General features: G+C 33.1%; 17 protein-coding genes and 1 tRNA gene. 6 read left to right on the top strand and 12 right to left on the bottom strand.

The features are described 5' to 3' along the window. Positions 1-566 precede the first annotated feature (566 nt). From NLG42_RS00820 to NLG42_RS00810, 3 genes are read left to right on the top strand one after another with little or no spacing between them, the layout of a single operon-like run. Complete coding sequence (locus NLG42_RS00820; protein WP_089058385.1) at positions 567-3,797, top strand: SusC/RagA family TonB-linked outer membrane protein; 3,231 nt, start codon at positions 567-569, stop codon at positions 3,795-3,797. 17 nt (positions 3,798-3,814) lie between these two features. Then, the gene (locus NLG42_RS00815; RefSeq protein WP_257682742.1) at positions 3,815-5,608 is read left to right on the top strand and encodes a RagB/SusD family nutrient uptake outer membrane protein; all 1,794 of its coding nucleotides are present in this window, start codon (positions 3,815-3,817) and stop codon (positions 5,606-5,608) included. A gap of 27 nt (positions 5,609-5,635) precedes the next feature. Then, on the top strand, positions 5,636-7,210 hold the full coding sequence (locus NLG42_RS00810) for a DUF5123 domain-containing protein (RefSeq protein WP_257682741.1): 1,575 nt from the start codon (positions 5,636-5,638) through the stop codon (positions 7,208-7,210). A 93-nt stretch (positions 7,211-7,303) separates the two neighbouring features. Here the strand turns inward: NLG42_RS00810 and NLG42_RS00805 are convergent, their stop codons facing one another. The 5 genes from NLG42_RS00805 to NLG42_RS00785 all read right to left on the bottom strand — a co-directional run bounded on the left by NLG42_RS00805 (position 7,304) and on the right by NLG42_RS00785 (position 10,330). Further along, positions 7,304-7,876 carry a pentapeptide repeat-containing protein gene (locus tag NLG42_RS00805; protein ID WP_257682740.1) on the bottom strand — a complete coding sequence of 191 codons (573 nt, stop codon included), beginning with the start codon at positions 7,874-7,876 and terminating at the stop codon, positions 7,304-7,306. 33 nt (positions 7,877-7,909) lie between these two features. Further along, positions 7,910-8,110, bottom strand: a complete 201-nt coding sequence (locus NLG42_RS00800; protein WP_164975030.1) for a hypothetical protein — start codon at positions 8,108-8,110, stop codon at positions 7,910-7,912. A 71-nt stretch (positions 8,111-8,181) separates the two neighbouring features. Next, positions 8,182-9,102 carry a helix-turn-helix domain-containing protein gene (locus NLG42_RS00795; protein WP_089058380.1) on the bottom strand — a complete coding sequence of 307 codons (921 nt, stop codon included), beginning with the start codon at positions 9,100-9,102 and terminating at the stop codon, positions 8,182-8,184. 2 nt (positions 9,103-9,104) lie between these two features. Next, positions 9,105-9,668, bottom strand: coding sequence for a DUF6642 family protein (locus NLG42_RS00790; RefSeq protein WP_089058379.1), 564 nt, complete (start codon positions 9,666-9,668; stop codon positions 9,105-9,107). 203 nt (positions 9,669-9,871) lie between these two features. Beyond that, positions 9,872-10,330 carry an Lrp/AsnC family transcriptional regulator gene (locus NLG42_RS00785; RefSeq protein WP_089058378.1) on the bottom strand — a complete coding sequence of 153 codons (459 nt, stop codon included), beginning with the start codon at positions 10,328-10,330 and terminating at the stop codon, positions 9,872-9,874. 164 nt (positions 10,331-10,494) lie between these two features. Between NLG42_RS00785 and NLG42_RS00780 the strand changes: the two genes are divergently transcribed. Continuing rightward, a complete protein-coding gene (locus tag NLG42_RS00780) occupies positions 10,495-11,403 on the top strand; it encodes an EamA family transporter (protein WP_099720516.1) in 909 nt (302 codons plus the stop codon). A 61-nt stretch (positions 11,404-11,464) separates the two neighbouring features. Here NLG42_RS00780 and NLG42_RS00775 read toward each other — a convergent pair whose 3' ends face one another. From NLG42_RS00775 to NLG42_RS00755, 5 genes are all read right to left on the bottom strand, one after another. Further along, complete coding sequence (locus NLG42_RS00775) at positions 11,465-11,791, bottom strand: DMT family transporter (RefSeq protein ID WP_089058376.1); 327 nt, start codon at positions 11,789-11,791, stop codon at positions 11,465-11,467. Between the two features lie 67 nt (positions 11,792-11,858). Next, positions 11,859-12,422 (bottom strand): Crp/Fnr family transcriptional regulator, encoded by a 564-nt coding sequence (locus NLG42_RS00770; RefSeq protein WP_257682739.1) that lies wholly within the window; start codon positions 12,420-12,422, stop codon positions 11,859-11,861. Positions 12,423-12,568: 146 nt separating this feature from the next. Continuing rightward, a complete protein-coding gene (locus NLG42_RS00765) occupies positions 12,569-14,038 on the bottom strand; it encodes a glycoside hydrolase family 130 protein (protein ID WP_089058374.1) in 1,470 nt (489 codons plus the stop codon). A 409-nt stretch (positions 14,039-14,447) separates the two neighbouring features. Then, positions 14,448-14,708, bottom strand: a complete 261-nt coding sequence (locus NLG42_RS00760) for a hypothetical protein (protein ID WP_257682738.1) — start codon at positions 14,706-14,708, stop codon at positions 14,448-14,450. Between the two features lie 135 nt (positions 14,709-14,843). Further along, positions 14,844-14,917, bottom strand: a tRNA-Met gene (locus tag NLG42_RS00755). 150 nt (positions 14,918-15,067) lie between these two features. On the opposite strand from NLG42_RS00755, the gene NLG42_RS00750 reads away from it, so the two are divergent. Both NLG42_RS00750 and NLG42_RS00745 read left to right on the top strand, forming a co-directional pair. After that, a complete protein-coding gene (locus NLG42_RS00750; RefSeq protein WP_026984135.1) occupies positions 15,068-15,460 on the top strand; it encodes an START-like domain-containing protein in 393 nt (130 codons plus the stop codon). A gap of 54 nt (positions 15,461-15,514) precedes the next feature. After that, positions 15,515-16,351: an aminotransferase class IV gene (locus NLG42_RS00745; protein WP_257682737.1), complete on the top strand. Its 837-nt coding sequence runs from the start codon at positions 15,515-15,517 to the stop codon at positions 16,349-16,351. Here NLG42_RS00745 and NLG42_RS00740 read toward each other — a convergent pair. Continuing rightward, positions 16,348-16,908 carry a YqgE/AlgH family protein gene (locus NLG42_RS00740; protein ID WP_089058371.1) on the bottom strand — a complete coding sequence of 187 codons (561 nt, stop codon included), beginning with the start codon at positions 16,906-16,908 and terminating at the stop codon, positions 16,348-16,350. The two genes, NLG42_RS00745 and NLG42_RS00740, sit on opposite strands and share 4 nt — an antisense overlap. Positions 16,909-17,036: 128 nt before the next feature. Continuing rightward, on the bottom strand, positions 17,037-17,309 hold the full coding sequence (locus NLG42_RS00735) for an HU family DNA-binding protein (protein WP_042567273.1): 273 nt from the start codon (positions 17,307-17,309) through the stop codon (positions 17,037-17,039). Positions 17,310-17,371 lie beyond the last annotated feature (62 nt).

The following is a 17,371-nucleotide window of genomic DNA, read 5'->3' as shown; positions in this document are numbered from 1 at the left end:
GGTTTTTTTTATGGCTTTATATTATTTGCTGAGGTCGAAAAGTGTTTAATGTTTTAAAAGTTTGCCTCGGGTATTTGCAGTTATCTTTTTGTAAAGGAAAACTTTGTAAAAAAAGAAAAGCGATATAAAGTCTGGTTTTGTATTCTTTGGTTTTTAAATGTTAAAAACATACTTAAAAATATCTTAAATTGTAAACATGTAATCGATTGTTTTTTTTAGAAAATCGCAAGGAATTTTAAATTTACAATAATATATTTAATATTTATACATCAGTTAAATTACACATATTGTAGAAAAAGTCGATTTTATTTTGCTTATATAATTTTTATTATGAAATTTTTATGAATTTTAATTTTTTGTATAAAAAAAATATCTATGTTTGTGCAATCGATTACAATTTTTACAGACTGTTAAAAATACTTTGCTTTTTAATAGCAATAAAATAGGTTAAGCCTATGATTTTATTGAAAGAAAAAGAGAAAACGTTTGCAAAAGCTGTAATTGTAAATTAAAAAGAAACCACAAAAAACCACTTTTAAAACAATTAATAACTTAAACAATCAACCATGAATTTTAATGATTTATTAAACAAAGGAACAAATCGTTGCTTTGCTGTTGTTTTCTTATTGTGCTTACTGATGGGCAATCGAGCGCATGCTCAGACTGTGACATTAGAAGGAACTGTTAAGGATGCGGCAGGACTTTCTCTGCCGGGAGTTAATGTTCTTGAAAAAGGGACAAAGAATGGAACTTCGACAGATTTTGATGGACACTACAAGATTAAATTAACAAATCCGAAAGCAGTTTTGACTTTTTCTTTCATAGGATTTGTAACTAAAGAAGTTTCGGCGGCAGGTAAGACTAAGGTAGATGTATCATTAGTTGAAGATGCTAATAATTTAAATGAAGTTGTTGTGATAGGTTATGGTACAGCAAAAAAATCTGATTTAACAGGTGCAGTTGCTTCAATTTCGGGAAATGAATTGAAAAAAGTACCCGTTTCTAATATTGCAGAAGCTTTAACAGGTAGAATTGCTGGGGTTCAGGTTGTTTCAACTGAAGGTTCTCCAGATGCAGATATCAAAATTAGAGTACGTGGAGGCGGATCTTTAACGCAAGATGCTTCGCCTTTAATAATTGTTGACGGCTTTCCTGTAAACAGTATGAGTGATATTGCTGCTTCAAATGTTGAGTCGATGACTGTATTGAAAGATGCTTCTTCTACAGCAATTTATGGATCTAGAGGAGCAAATGGTGTTATTATCGTAACTACTAAAACTGGTAAAGACGGGAAAATGGCAGTTAGCTATAATATGTTTTATGGTATGAAAACAATGGCTAATGACATTGATGTACTGCCTACAGAAGATTTTGTAAAATGGCAGTATGAATATGCTTTACTAAGTCAAACAGATAAAACTATTTTAAGTAATCCAACATCTTACACTAAGTATTTTGGAAACTGGCAAGATCGTGATTTATATAACGGAGTAAAAGGAACAGACTGGCAAAAGCAAATTTATGGTCGCCGCGGTGAAGTAAATAGTCGTGATTTAGGAATTCGCGGAGGTACTGAAAAATTGAGTTATAATTTTAACTATGCTTATTACGATGAGAAAGCCATCATGGTTGGTTCTGATTATAAAAGAAACAACTTGTCGCTTGCATTAAAGAACAAAGCAAGTGATAAAATTGATCTTGGTTTTACGGTACGTTATTCTGATACAAAAATAAATGGAGGAGGAGCCAATGAACAAAATGAAGTTTCATCTCTTGACAGCCGTTTGCGTCATAGTGTTGGGTATTCACCAATTCCAATGCCGGGATTAACAACAGATAATGATGATCAAAGTGTTAACAGTTATTTAGTGAATCCATTTTTAGCGATCTCAGATAATAACCGTCAACAATTTAGAAAAAACTATAATTTATTAGGAAGCTTTGGTTGGAAGCTTGCTCAAAATCTAAAATTTCAAAGTGATTTAGGATTAGACAATTTTAATAATACAGATTATCGTTTTTACGGTTCTTCTACTTATTTTTCAAGTACTGCTAAAGTTGGGGCAGGAAAACCAGGTATGGTAATGAGCGATCGTAAAGATGTTCGTTTTAGAAATGCGAATACATTAAACTATGACTTTAAAAATATCTTAGGAGCAAACCACCATTTGACAGCGCTTTTAGGAGAAGAAATGATTACTACTAGTTCAAATACTGTAACTACAACAATTTTAAATTATCCTAAATTCTTTAATTTAGATCAAGCAAAAAAATTAACAACACAAGGAACACCTTTTTCAGTTGATAATTTTTATAGCCCTGATGACAAATTACTTTCGTTTTTTGGACGTTTAAATTATGATTATAAAGATCGTTATTTATTGACCGCATCTTTCCGTGCAGATGGTTCAAGCCGATTTTTAAACAGTAACCGCTGGGGTTATTTCCCGGCAGCAGCAGCAGCTTGGAAAATTTCTGAAGAAGATTTCTTAAAAAATGCTTCTTGGTTAAGTCTTCTTAAATTAAGACTGAGTTATGGTGAAGCAGGAAATAACAATATTCCTGTAGGACAAACAGTTCAAAGTTATCAATCTAACACAAATTCTTATATAAATGGTTTCGATAGTTATTGGGCGCCATCAAGTGTTTTGGCAAATCCAGACTTGAAATGGGAAACTACTGTTACGCAAAATATTGGTCTTGATTTTGGATTTTTCAAAAATCGCTTAAACGGAACTTTCGATGTGTATAAAAATGTAACTAAAGATCTATTAATCGAGTTTCCAGTAGGAGGTACAGGGTATAAAACGCAGTACAGAAATATGGGTGAAACACAAAATACAGGTTTTGAAGCTACAGTAAATTTTGTGGCAATTGAAAAGAAAAATTATGGTTTAAACTTTTCTGTGAACGTTGGAGTTAACAAAAATAGAATTAACTCTCTTGGAGTAATGGATAATTTTGGAGTAAATACCAATTGGGCATCAACAGATATCGGTAATGATTATGCTGTTAATGTAGGTTCGCCAATGGGATTAATGTATGGTTATCAAAGTGCGGGACGTTATGAAGTTTCAGATTTTGATTATGTTGGGGGAAAATACACTTTAAAATCAGGTGTTGCAGATGCAACTAGTGTTCTTGGCGCTTTACAACCAGGAATGATGAAGTTGAAAAACACAGATGGGTCTGCTGATAATAAAGTTACAGCATCAGATCAAACTATTATTGGTAATTCTAATCCAAAAAGTACAGGAGGTTTAGTTATTAATGCAAATGCTTATGGTTTTGATCTTTCTGCTGCTTTCAACTGGACAATTGGAAATGATATTTATAACGCTAATAAAGCTGAGTTTTCTACATCAAACAGAAACGGGCAATATAAAAACTTAAGCACTGAAATGGCTGATGGTGTAAGATGGACAAACTTAGATCCTGCTTCAGGACAATTAGTTACAGATCCGGCTAAATTGGAAGCGCTTAATGCTAATACAACAATGTGGTCTCCTTACATGCAGAAATTTATGTTTACAGATTGGGCGGTAGAAGATGGTTCTTTCTTTAGATTGAATACGCTGACTTTAGGATACAGTACTCCAGAATCGTTTACCTCTAAACTTGGAGTGAGTAAATTAAGATTTTATTTTACAGCAACAAATGTTTTTATAATTACAAATTATTCTGGTCCAGATCCTGAGGTGTCAACAAAAAGAAAAACACCACTAACACCGGGAGTTGATTATTCAGCATACCCGAGAAGCAGACAATTGGTTTTTGGTTTAAACCTTAATTTCTAATTTTAAAATTTATCAAAATGAAACATAAAATAATAATAGCAGGTTTAATTATCTCAGGTTTATTGGCTTCTTGTCAGGATTCTGCCGATGATTTTTTTGATACTCCTGCACAGTCAACATTAGATGAGCAGCTTATTTTTTCTACACCAGGATTGGCACAAGGAGCAGTTGATGGAATAAAAGTGTCGTTTGGAGAAGAACAATCTTATAGAGGAAGGCTTTTAGCTTATCAAGGATTAAACACAGATAGTGAGTGGCTTTTGGCTTCTTCAAGTGATAATGCTAAATCTGATTTAGTAGTTTATGATGCTAAGGCTGATAATACTGAAATGAATTCGCCAAAAAATGCTTGGGCAATGATGTATGAAGGAATTGAGCGTGCAAATTTATGTATTAGAGGGATTCGTGCCTATGGTAATCCTTCTACAAACCCTGAAATGGGACAGTTGTTGGGAGAAGCATTAACATTACGTGCTATTTACTATGCAGATTTAGTTAGAAACTGGGGTGATGTTCCAGTGCGTTTTGAGCCTGTTTCTACAAACACTATTTATATTCCTAAAACGGGTCGTGATGAAATTTATAAGCAGTTGATCGCTGATTTAGGAGAAGCTTCAACCTTGGTAGCGTGGCCTAATGCGACTTCTGCAACTGCAAGTACAGAACGTGTAAATAAGGCTTTTGTAAAAGGATTTAGAGCTAGATTAGCTATGATGGCAAGCGGTTATCAGCAATATCCTGATGGAGTAAGAAGAAGTAATGATCCAGAACTTTCAGTAGCTGCAATGTACAAGTTAGCACTAGAAGAATGTCGTTCGGTTATTACAAGTGGAACTGCGCGTTTAGAACCAACTTTTGAAGGACTGTGGAGAAAATACAATCAAGAAAATACAACTGCTGGTGGAGAATCTCTTTGGGAAATTCCTTTTGCTGATTCTAGAGGAAGAATGCTGTTTACTTTTGCAGTTAGACATGATGCCATAGATCAATTTCAAGCTATGGGAGCTAATAAAGGAGGAGTTAATGGACCATTGCCATTTGTTTTTTATGACTATGATCAAGTTGATACAAGAAGAGATGTAACTTGTGTTCCTTATAAATGGGGTGCTGCAGTAAATGGAAAATCTAAACAAGAACTTACAGATTTACAGACTTGGTATTTTGGTAAATATCGTTTTGAATGGATGAAACGTATTGCCAGCGCACCAAATGACGATGGTGTAAATAAAATTTATATGCGTTATGCAGAAGTACTTTTAATTGCGGCTGAAGCGGCTAATGAGTTAGAAGGAGCAGGATCTGCTGCAGTTTACCTAAAAGAAATTCGCCGAAGAGCATTTGCACCAGCAAATCAGGCTGTAAAAGTAGATGCTTATGTAGATGCTTTAACAAGCAAAGATGCAATGATGAATGCAATTGTTGAGGAAAATAAATTAGAATTTACAGGAGAATTAGAGCGTAAATATGCATTAATCCGTTGGAATTTGCTAAAAACTAAACTTGACGAAGCTAAGGCTAAAATGACTGAGCTTAAAGCGCGCACTGGTAAATGTCAAGATGTGCCAAAAACATTGTATTATAAATACCAAGATGATGGATTTACACTGGATATTTATGGTTTAAATCGTGGTGAAACTCAGATTCCAGTAGGTTATACTTCAAAAAGCTGGGATAAGCTGGAGGATAATAAAATAACCACTATATACAAAGCCGGAGTAAATCCAGATAAAAGACAATTTTGGCCAATCTGGCAGACATTTATTGACGGAAGCAATGGGAAATTAGTAAATGACTGGGTTTTTGGAAACTAATAATAATTAATTGATAGTAATATAATTATGAAAGCAAAATATATATTTAAAGGCTTGCTGGCTATGTTTTTATTAGTAGTACTAAGCGCAGGATGCGAAAGTTACAATGAAGCAGTCTTACAAGACATCGGAGCAGATAGAGCATTTTCTCCGGTAGCACTTACAGCAACAATTAGAAATCAGACTACAGTCGAATTGAACTGGACAGTAAAAGAGGATGCAGATCATTATGTAGTTGAATTTAGTGCAGATGATACTGAATTTAAAACCATTTTTAAAACCGTAAATGTAGCACCAAAAGAACTGCCGGTTCAAGTTGCATTAGAAGGAGAAACAGTTTATTCTATTAGAGTGAAAGCTGTAAGTTCAGCAGGAGTGGCAGATTCTAAATGGACAGTTACAAGTGCGACAACATTAACCGAGCAAATTTTATTTCCAGTTGCTGATGCTGATATTGAAGCAAAAGAAGTGACTTTAAGATGGACGCCTAATAGTTCAGTTACACAAATTTCTGTTATGCCAGGCAATATTACACATGCTATTACGCCGGCAGAAAAAGCAGCTGGAGTTGCTAAAGTAACAGGTTTAACAGGTGAAACTAATTATACAGCAACATTATTAAATGGAACAAAGAAAAGAGGCGTTAGAACCTTTACTACTGGAATTGATATTGGAACTGGTATTTTAGTGAAGCCAGAAGACGATTTAAATGCAAAAATAACCGAAGCGGCTTCTGGGGCAATTCTAGTTTTAATGCCAGGAGATTATAACGTGTATAAAGGAGATATAATTGTGAATAAATCAATTACCATAAGAGGGTTGCGTCCTGCTGATAAACCAAAGCTGCACGTTAAATTCACATTGAACTCTGGAACAGCTGATTTTTCATTAATTGATTTAGATTTAGATGGGGCAGGAGTAGGTGATTTCAGCTTTATTACTATCAATACAGCGTCTGCAATATATGAAGATGTCTTAATCAGCGGTTGTTATGTTCATGATTATCTAAGAGCTTTAGTTTACGGAAGTGTTAACGCTGCAAAAGTAGCTTCGTTTACAGTAGAAAATAGTGTAATTAAAAACGTAAGTACTAACCAGCAAGCTGAAACGATAGATTTTAGAAATACATATGTGGCAAGTGTAGTGGTTAAAAACAGCACATTTGACTCTTGTTCAATCGGACGTGAATTTATTCGTATCGATAACGCAGGATTAACAGGTACAGGTTTAACATCAAATGTATTAATCGACAGCAGTACTTTGTATAATGTTTCAAGTAACGTAGCATCAAAAAGAATTTTATATCTTCGATTTGGAGCTAATACCTCTACGGTAAAAAATACAATAATTGCAGGAACAACAGCAATTTATTCAAATCAAAACGGAACAGGAACGCCTACAGCTCCGCCAACATTTGTATCAAATAACTACTTTAATGCTAGTTTGTTGTATACAGTTGGAGCGGCAGCAATAACGGTTGATAAATCTGCAACATACACAACGTTAGATCCGCAATTTACAAGTGCAGCAACAGGAAATTTTACAATTAAAAATCAAACATTAATTGATAATAAAATAGGAGATCCACGTTGGAGACCTTAGTTTGTATTTAAGTTTTAGTTAGAAAAGGGATGCGATTTTATTTCGCATCCCTTTTTTTGTTTAGACAATAATATTTGCATAAAAGATGAAAAATTATTCAATCTCCAAATCAAATTTTTCTAATAATCCCGCAAGAGCAGCATGCGAAACTTTAGTTTTTTTGATCTTGTTTTCAGATGGATCAAAAGCATAATTCTTAGATGTCCTGAAATCTGTTTTTTCTAAAATACAATCCTGAAAAGTAGCATTGGCTAGATCACAGTTTTTAAAAAGAGACAAAGACAAATCGGTATTCGAGAAATCGACATCTTTAAGCGAGCAGTCAACGAAATTAGTTTTCTTTAGTTTTTTGTAAATGAAAGTCGAATAATCTAAAAGACAATCTTGAAAATTCATTGAAAACAAAAAGCTGTTGCTGGCGCTAAAATCCAATCCCATTAATTTACAGCCAATGAAATTGATGTTCTTCAACCCCGTATTTTTAAGAATCGTCAGCGAAAGATTACAGTTTTTAAAAGTAGAATCTAGAAAATCATTATGGCTTAAATCGCTTTTAGAAAAGTTGCAATTGACGAACTCGCAGTTTACAAATTCAGTATTCGATAAACTTTGATCAGAGTAGTCTACAGTGTCAAAAGTTCGGTTTTGGTATAATTTAGATTCCATAAAGTATGTGAAGATGTTGTAAATGTTTAAGTTTTATTCTAATTCAATGCAGTCAAAAACAGCATTATTAAGAATCAAATTAGGAATGTCAAGTTCGCTGTCAATTCTCAAAATATTATCACAGTCTTCGAGATCAAAATTCCATAAAGTATCAGGCAGCAATTCGTGAAGCAATGCAGAAGCCGACTCAAATTTTGAAGTACTGTCTACAGAAGTTTTAAATACATAAATCATAATTTGCATTTTTTGAAGAGGCAAATTTCTGAAAAAAGCAATCGTGTTTAATAGGATTCAATAATCAATAATTAGGACTTATCAATCATTTTTCGGTATTGGATAGGTGTAATTCCTTCATGTTTTTTAAAGAAACGACTAAAGTAAGATTGATCTTCGTGACCTACTTGTATGGCAATTTCACTTACAGAAAGTGTTGTTTGAAAAAGCAGATATTTAGCCTCGAGCAATATGGTTTCATCAATCCATTTGGCAGCAGATTTGCCCGTAACAGTTTTTACTGATTTGTTTAAATGGTTTGGAGTAACATTAAGCAATGATGCATAATAATGAACCAAATGCTGTGTCTTAATGTTTTGATGAATCAGTTCCTTGAACTTATTTGTGATAACCTCCGCGGCCGAAATATTTTTAGAAACTTTAATCGAATTTTTATTCATTTCATAAAACAAAGCAATTAAATACGATTGTACAATATTTAAATTTGCGGTTGTCGTTTCAGAATATTCTTTTTGAAGTCGGTTTAAAATGGTCTCGATATCAGGGACATCCTCTGGAGTCAAAGTAACTTTGGGGTTGCCGGAAATTTTCAAAAAATCAAAATCATTCAGCATTTCTCTATTGCCGTATTTTCCAATTAAAATATCAGGATGAAATTGGCAGATATAACCAGTATGTGCATTATTGATGTTTTTTATTGAAAAAACTTGACCTGCAGGAACAACAATAATTTCATTAGAAACCGTTTGGTATTCTTCGTATCCCGACTTCATAACATGTGAACCGGAGCTTACAAAAATTAAAGTATGACAGCTGTGTTTGGAAGGTGGAACAGGATATCGCAAGCGCATCATTTCTTCCATTTTTAAGCAGAAAAAATGATCTGAGTTTGATCTGAAAAGAACATGCATCGGATTGTCCTCGCCTAAAAATTTCTCTCTAAACCCCTTTGCTTCGTATGTTTTTACATTTTCACCTGCCTTTGTTTTCATACTTAATAATACAATCTAAAATCTAGTAATTTGCAAAGCGCATAGTGTTTTTGATATAAATCTTCGACCACTTCGGTAAGATCATCGTTTTCTTGATATAAGCTGAAAAAAGCCTTGTCAATAGTGCTGCAGCTGGCAATTTTATTATAAGAAGAACCATAGCCGGAAATGGCACGGGCACCAGTGATATCAAGGAAATACTGCGCCTCATCATCATTAAGATCCAATCTTTTTTTATTGGCAAAATGAATAATTTTCCCCTTCATTTTTCCTTCAAAAAGTTCTGCTATTTCTTCTAAACTGTAGTAATAATCATGAAGACAGATATTGTTTTCCTGACCAGGCATTACCAGATAAATAATTTCATAATCCTTAAAATTATGATCATCATACAGTAATGTGTTTAGGCTTTCTTCTAGACTTTCTATCGTATCGCAGGTTTTGTATATGCTGGCAATACCTTGGTCGAAAGCAATTTCTTCAAGATTTTTGACCACATCAGTTGCTATAATGTTATCTACATCCAGAACGCCTTCAAGGCAGAAAATAAATTTTTCATTATCCATGCTAATGTTTTTTTTGCTTCTAAAAAAAAGGCCAATTATCTTTTAGACAAATATATTTTTTTATGAAGAAAAATTCTTGTCAACAGTCTATTTTAACTCATTTTTTAGAGTATTGTAAGGTTTTTATTAAGAGCGTAAAGCAAGCTGTACGGTGCTGTGTTCAAGATAAAGCAAACTTTTTAAGCTTATAAAACCTTCTTAGATTAAAAATGCAGATTTGTTGACTGCTTTATATAATTCATCACAAACGAACTCTGTACTTTACTGATATTCGGAATTACCGAAAGTTTTCGAATAAAATCATTAAAAGCTTCAGGATCTTTTACAACCACTTTTAAAACATAATCAAAAATTCCACCAGTTATATATCCTTCAACCACTTCTTCAAGAGCAGCTACCTGTTTAGTAAATTCTTCTACAAGTTCAAGACGCTGACTATTTAGTGAAACATTTATAATTACGGTAAAATTCAGTCCTACTTTTTTCGGATCAATTATCGCAACATAATCTTTTATATAGCCTTCGTTCTCCAGTTTTTTTATTCGGTCATAAACAGAAGTTCTCGACATATTTAATTTCTCAGTTAGATCCGTAATGTCAAATTTTGCATTTTTTTGAAGGATTCTCAGTAACTCAATTTCTTGTTTGTTTAATTCTTGCATCGGATTTTTTCCAGTTAGATAATAAAAAAATATTCTAATTTAGAACAAAAAACGATTAATTGATATTTTTTAAGAATAAAATACATATTTATTTTGGTAATATAGATTATTGTTCGCTGTTGTATACTTTTGTTTGGACAAAAAATAGATTTTTAGTTGTAAAAATGAATAAATATATAATCGTTGTAGCATTGGGAGCATTAAGTTTTGGAATGCTTTCATCATTTGCTAAAATTGCCTACGGACAGGGCTATACTGCTGGGGAAGTTACATTGACTCAGGCCTTAATGGGAACTTTGATTTTGTGGACAATAGTAGTTTTTAAAAGTATAAAAAACAGAAAAAAAATTACTCCAAATTGGAAATTACTCTTGGCAGGAACCTCAATGGGAACTTCAACTTATACTTACTATCTTTCTGTAGCTTATATTCCAGCTTCATTGGCAATTGTTTTATTAATGCAGATCACTTGGCTGAGTATTGCCGTTGAATGGATCTTTTTTAAGAAAAAACCAAATGCTGTTGAGGTTTGGTGTGCTGTTTTTGTGATTGTAGGAACTGTTTTGGCAGGTAATCTTTTAGATTTAGGCAGCTCTAATATTTCGGTTATTGGAGTTTTACTAAGTTTATTGTCAGCATTGCTTTATACGCTTTATATTGTTTTTACCAGCAAAATAGGAAAAGAGACACCAATGTTCGAAAAAAGTGCTTTAATGACAAGCGGATCCGCAATGATTATCTTTTTAATCAACTGTGAAGCAATTGTTACAAGTACACATTTAGATTTTGGATTGCTCCAATGGGGAGTATTTTTAGCCGTTTTTGGAACGGTGATTCCGCCAATTTGTTTTTCTGTGGGAATGCCAAAAATTGGTGCCGGTTTAAGCTCTGTCTTACTGACTTTAGAATTGCCTGCCGCTGTTTTTTGTGCGCATATTATTTTAGGAGAAAAAGTTACTTTTTTACAGATAATAGGTATAGCTGTTATGTTAGGATCTATAGTCTATCTTAATGTTGCAAAAGTCAAAAAAGCAAAAGCAATTCGAAAACAAACGGCAAACAGCTTAGTCTAACAATTAAGTTTTAAATAGAAAAAGCTGTAAGCAGTTCTTAAAAATGTTGGGGAACATTTTATTAATGTGATAATGATTTTAACCCAATAATTGATCCAATAAGAGTAGTGATAAAGAAAAGTCGCCAGAAGTTAGCAGGATCTTTAAAAACTAAAATTCCAACCAAAACAGTTCCCACCGCGCCAATACCAGTCCATACTGCATAAGCTGTACCTATTGGTAAAGTTTGCGTTGCTTTTATCAAAAGTGCCATACTGATTGTAAGAGAAATCAAGAAACCAGTATACCATAAATACATTTCATTTCCAGTTGATTCTTTAGCTTTTCCTAAACAGGTAGCAAAAGCAACCTCAAATAATCCCGCAATAATTAAAACAATCCAATTCATATCTTTTTTTGTGCAAAGATTAGAAAAGGAAGTCAGAGAGATTTTAACAAATGTTAAAAAATAAAACTTATTTAATTTCAGCTCGAATTCTGCTCAAGCTGACTTGCGAAATGCCAAGATAAGAAGCGATGTAGCCTAATTGCACACGCTGAATTAATTGTGGATTATTTTGCAAAAGTTCCAAGTAGCGTTCCGTTGCGCTGCGAAATTGGTGTGATATAAGACGTTCTTCTGTTTTGACAAGTTCTTTTTCGGCAAATTTTCTGCCCCAGTTTGCAATATGGATGTCGATTTCAAAAAGCTTCTGCAGTTTATTTGATTTCAATTCATACAATTCGCAATCTTCTAACAACTCAACATCTTCATATCCTTTTTGATAAACAACGTAGCTTTTCATAGACAAAATAGTGTCGCCCTCTTTTCCAAACCAAAACGTTACTTCATTGTCATTTTGATTAGAATATGCTCGTGCAATTCCCTTTTTGATAAAATAAATAGTAGTTTCGATTTTATCAGCTCTCAATAAAATATGTCCTTTAGGATAACTTTTTTCTTCAATACAATCTTGAAGAAGCCGTTTTGAAGTTTCTGGTATAGGAAGAATGTTATCCAGAATTTGGTCTAATTTCATTGAACTTTATTTTAAAATTTAAGAGATGAAGTTTGTGGTTTTGTTGTAACGCAGGTCAAAATAAAGAAAAACTTTTTTAAGTTTATTTCCATCCAAATTATATTTTTAGAATTATTCCTAAATCTAAGTGTTTTCTGTTTCTGAAATTATTGTTTGCTTTTCTTTAAAGCGCTTAATAATTCTACGAGATCAACAACTGCGTAAGTAGAAGAATAGTCAGATACAGCATAAGGTAATATAAGGCTGTTGTTGTGAATAATTGCGCCGCACGAGTATACAACATTAGGAACATAACCCTCTCTTTCATCTTCAAGAGGAGAAAGCAATGGTTCAGGAAGTCTTCCAATTTCTTTAGACGGATCATCAAGATCAAACAACGAAGCGCCAATGCAGTAACGTCTCATTGTTCCTACACCGTGAGTAATAATAAGCCATCCTTCCTCAGTCCAAAGAGGAGAACCGCAATTTCCTATTTGTGTAAATTCCCAAGTATAACGCGGCTCTTGTAAAAGAATGGTGCTGTTCCATTGCGTTACTCGATCCGAATACATGATGTAGTTGTTTACGCCGTCTATTCTCGCAAGCATCGCAAATTTTCCTTTTATTTTTCGTGGAAATAAAGCAAGATTTTTGTTTTGTGCACCTTCACCATTCAGAGGCATTACTCTAAAGCTATAAAAATCTTCAGTAGAAATAAGTTTAGGTAAAATAGTATGACCATTATAAGCCGTATAAGTTGCCATAATGCGTACAGAATCGTCATCATCAATAAAACGAACAAAACGAGCATCTTCGATACCACGGCTTTCCGAATCAGAGATCGGGAATATAACACGCTCTGTAATGTCAGAATCGTGCTTGAATAGCAGATCATAAAATGAATTGGCAAGCCAGAGTATTTCTTCAAGCGCCGTTCTTCTTTCCTCTCGAATAGACGGATCGCTGAGTGCAGTATTCAACATGTTTTTTAAAATAGCAAACTCAAACTCATCTGGTAAATCCTGCATAATCTGAACAATATATTTGTCCGTAGTATGCATTTCATACAACTTAGTCAAGAAGCGCTCTTTGTTGAATAAAGTTTTGTGTTCAATTTCGGCTTTATCAATATTGTGGCCAATTTTCATGATCTGCAAATTGTTGTGCCTATCCAGAATTCCTCTTCTAAAAACAATTGATGATATATGACCTTCACCTGTTGCACGAAAAGATATGATAACACGTTTTTCGCCCGCCTCTAAACCAGATTGATCAAAATCTTCAACAATAGAAGGGTTAAAAATAGCAGCAGATTCGATCGCATATTCCATAGTGCAATACGAACCTATAAGCATTTTTCGATCCAGAGACATTCCTTCGTAGTCAATTTGCATTGCTTCGATTATTGGGCTTATTTTCTCGCAATGTTTGATAAAAATAGATGAGATGTTTCGGTGACGCCTTGCAAACTCACGAAGTGTTTGTTCCAGAGTCTCTAAAACCTGCTTTTCATTAAGCGTCATTATTCGAGCAACCATTTGCTGCGTTCTTTCTTCGCCATTCATGAAATAGCGGGCAACAACTCTTTTTGAATCGGGGATGAATTTTATGTTTTTTCGGACTACAGATACTCGCATAGATTTATTCTTTTTTAATTAAAATAAAATAACTGCATGTGGCAGACCGCAAATCCTGTTAACAGATGCTCGAATTTAGGGGTAAGAAGATGGAAAATGGCCTGCTCAAAATAAGATTAAAACTAGTGTAGTTTTAATTTTTATAACAAGTTAATGATTTTGTAAAAGAAAAGAGCTTAAATTTTTATTAAAAATTTTGCTTTTTTCTTTTACAGCTAATAAAAGTACTGCGTGTAATTATTTGAATATGAGTATTGTGTGGTTGTAAAGGGTAGGCGGGGTTTTATTTTAAAATAAAAAAGGGCTAAAGAAGAAGAACTTCCTTAACCTCAGAATTATTAAAATTTATTTCTTTAATTTTAAATCTAAATGAATCTACAATTATAAAAATTAAAAGCAGCTGTTGTAATTATTTATTTTCCTGCTCTAAATTATCAACCGCAGAAATTTGATCAAGTATATTGGTTTGATTTGGCGAAATGTAGTTTTTTACCTCGCTTGCAGCTTCTTTCTTAAAAAGAAGATCTAATGCATTGTATAGTTTTAATAAAACATCTTTGTCTTCTTTTTCAATTTCTAAAGCAGTATTGAAATTAAAAACATAATTATTCGAATTGCGTACTTCTACCTTTATCGTTTTTGATGTGATTTTAAATTTTACTATATCCATGATTTTTAATGAATTACTTAGTTTTTAAAAAGCTGTTTTTAGCGATAATTATAAAATGTAAGTTACAAATTTTGCCATAAATAATCACTGTAAATAAAAAAAAGACATCACTTTTAAGTGATGCCTTTTTACCTGTAGCGAGGACGGGAGTTGAACCCGTGACCTCAGGGTTATGAATCCTGCGCTCTAACCAACTGAGCTACCTCGCCTGGACTGCTATCATGAATTCCTGATTGCGGGTGCAAAGATAGAAATAATATTAAAGCGTACAAGCATAAAATGAAGAAAAAAAAATATTTTTAAAAATGCATTGTTTTTGAACATATATTCTTATATTTCGAAAAAATTAAAAGTAGCACATGGATCCAAAAATACGTTACGAGATCGAGTTCCCGATCAATTCTTCGCCGCAATTATTGTATCAATATATATCAACGCCGTCAGGTTTATCAGAATGGTTTGCTGATAATGTTAATTCAAGAGGTGAGTTTTTCACTTTTATTTGGAATGATTCGCAGGAAAAAGCGCGATTAGCTTCAAAAAAAACAGGTGAAAAAGTAAAATTTAAATGGGTTGATGAAAGCAGTAAGGATACTGAGTACTTTTTTGAACTGCATATTTTAGTTGATGAATTGACTAAAGATGTATCATTAATGGTAGTTGATTTCGCTGAAAAAGAAGAAGTAGGAGAAGCTAAACAATTGTGGGAGAATCAAATCTCAGATTTGAAACATCTTATAGGATCTGTTTAGTAAAAGTCTATTTTATGCCTTATATTTGCCCTGAACAAAATTCAGGGTTTTTTTATGATCAATTTTAACGGAAACATAGCACTAGAAGAAAATATCTTAACTCAAAATCGTGCTTTTTTATATGGAGACGGCGTTTTTGAAACCGTAAAAGTAATCAATAATAAAGTCTTGTTTCTTGAAGATCACTATTTTAGGTTAATGGCTTCGATGCGAGTGGTGAGAATGGAAATTCCAATGAACTTTACAATGGAATATTTCGAAGAACAAATTTTAAACCTTCTTAAAGAAAAGAATATTTCTTCATCTGCAAGAGCTCGAATTACAGTTTTTAGAAAAGATGGCGGCTTGTATCTTCCAAAAAACAATGAAGTTTCTTTTTTGATTCACGCAGTTGCACTTGAAGGTACTTTATATGCTTTAAATACAGCTGAATATGAAGTTGATTTGTATAAAGACTTCTATGTAACAAAACAGTTATTATCGTCGATTAAAACGACTAATAAGATGATTAATGTTACTGGAAGTATTTTTGCACATGAAAACGGATTAGCAAATTGTATATTGCTAAATGATTCTAAAAATGTTGTTGAGGCGCTGCAAGGAAATTTGTTTATGCTTGTAGGTAAAAAACTTATTACACCGCCGGTCTCTGAAGGTTGTTTAAACGGAATTATGCGTAAACAGATTTTAGCTTTAGCTAAAAAAGTTGAAGGCATAGAAATAACTGAGGAAATAATCTCACCGTTTGATCTTCAAAAGGCAGATGAATTATTTCTCACAAATGTAATCACGGGAATACAACCGATAACTAAATATCGAAAAAAAGAATTTACATGTAATCTGGCTCATTTATTAGTACAAAAGCTAAATGAATCCATATCTGAAAATTAATTCAGATATGGGTTTTCAGGTGCATTTGACCAAATGAGATAGTCGCCGCCAAGCTCAATAATTTGTTCTTTCCAAAAGTGAGTGGTAGACTTTCCAATAATTTTATTTTTGTAATTATTATCAGCAATAATCCAGGAGTTTCCCTGCATTTCATTCTCAAGCTGATTCTCGTCCCAACCAGTATAGCCTAAGAAAAAACGGATATTGTTTTTGTTGATTGATCCGTTGTTTATTAAGTCTTTGGTCGATTCAAAATCACCTCCCCAGTATATTCCATTAGAGATCTCAACACTATTCGGGATTAACTCAGGAATATTGTGAATGAAGTACAAATTGTCTTGCTCAACTGGGCCTCCATTATATATTTTGAAGGTCGCATCAATTTCCGGGATAAGATCATTAATCGTGTATTTTAACGGTTTATTAATGATAAATCCTATTGATCCTTCTTTGTTATGGTCTGCTAATAAAATTACCGATCTGTTAAAAGATAAATCTCCAATTATTGAAGGCTCGGCAATAAGCAGGTGTCCTTTTTTTAATTTTTCTGAAATCATACGGCTACAATTTTTATTAAATTTACTCATAAAAAAATTAAAATCACAAATAAAATCGTTAAACCGCATAAAAAAACCCTCCATGAGGAGGGTTTTAATTATATTATTTAGATTAGAGAACTTTCTTACTAGTTCACTGCTCCTTCTAATTCAGCACCAGCTTTAAATTTTACTACATTTTTTGCAGCAATTTTGATAGTTTTTCCTGTTTGAGGATTTCTACCGTCTCTAGCAGCTCTCGCAGATACTGACCAAGATCCAAAACCTACTAATGAAATTCTTCCGCCTTTTTTCAAAGTAGATCCTACATTTCCTAAAAATGACTCTAAAGCTAATTTAGCCGCAGCTTTTGTAATTCCTGCATCAGCAGCGATAGCATCGATTAATTCTGATTTGTTCATAATAATTAGTTATTAATTGTTGGTTAAAAAAAATTGTTAATACACAAATTTAGTAGGAAATC

The sequence above is a fragment of the Flavobacterium plurextorum genome (assembly GCF_024638035.1).
Classification (GTDB): domain Bacteria; phylum Bacteroidota; class Bacteroidia; order Flavobacteriales; family Flavobacteriaceae; genus Flavobacterium; species Flavobacterium plurextorum.
This window is presented reverse-complemented; position numbering and strand designations above follow the sequence as displayed.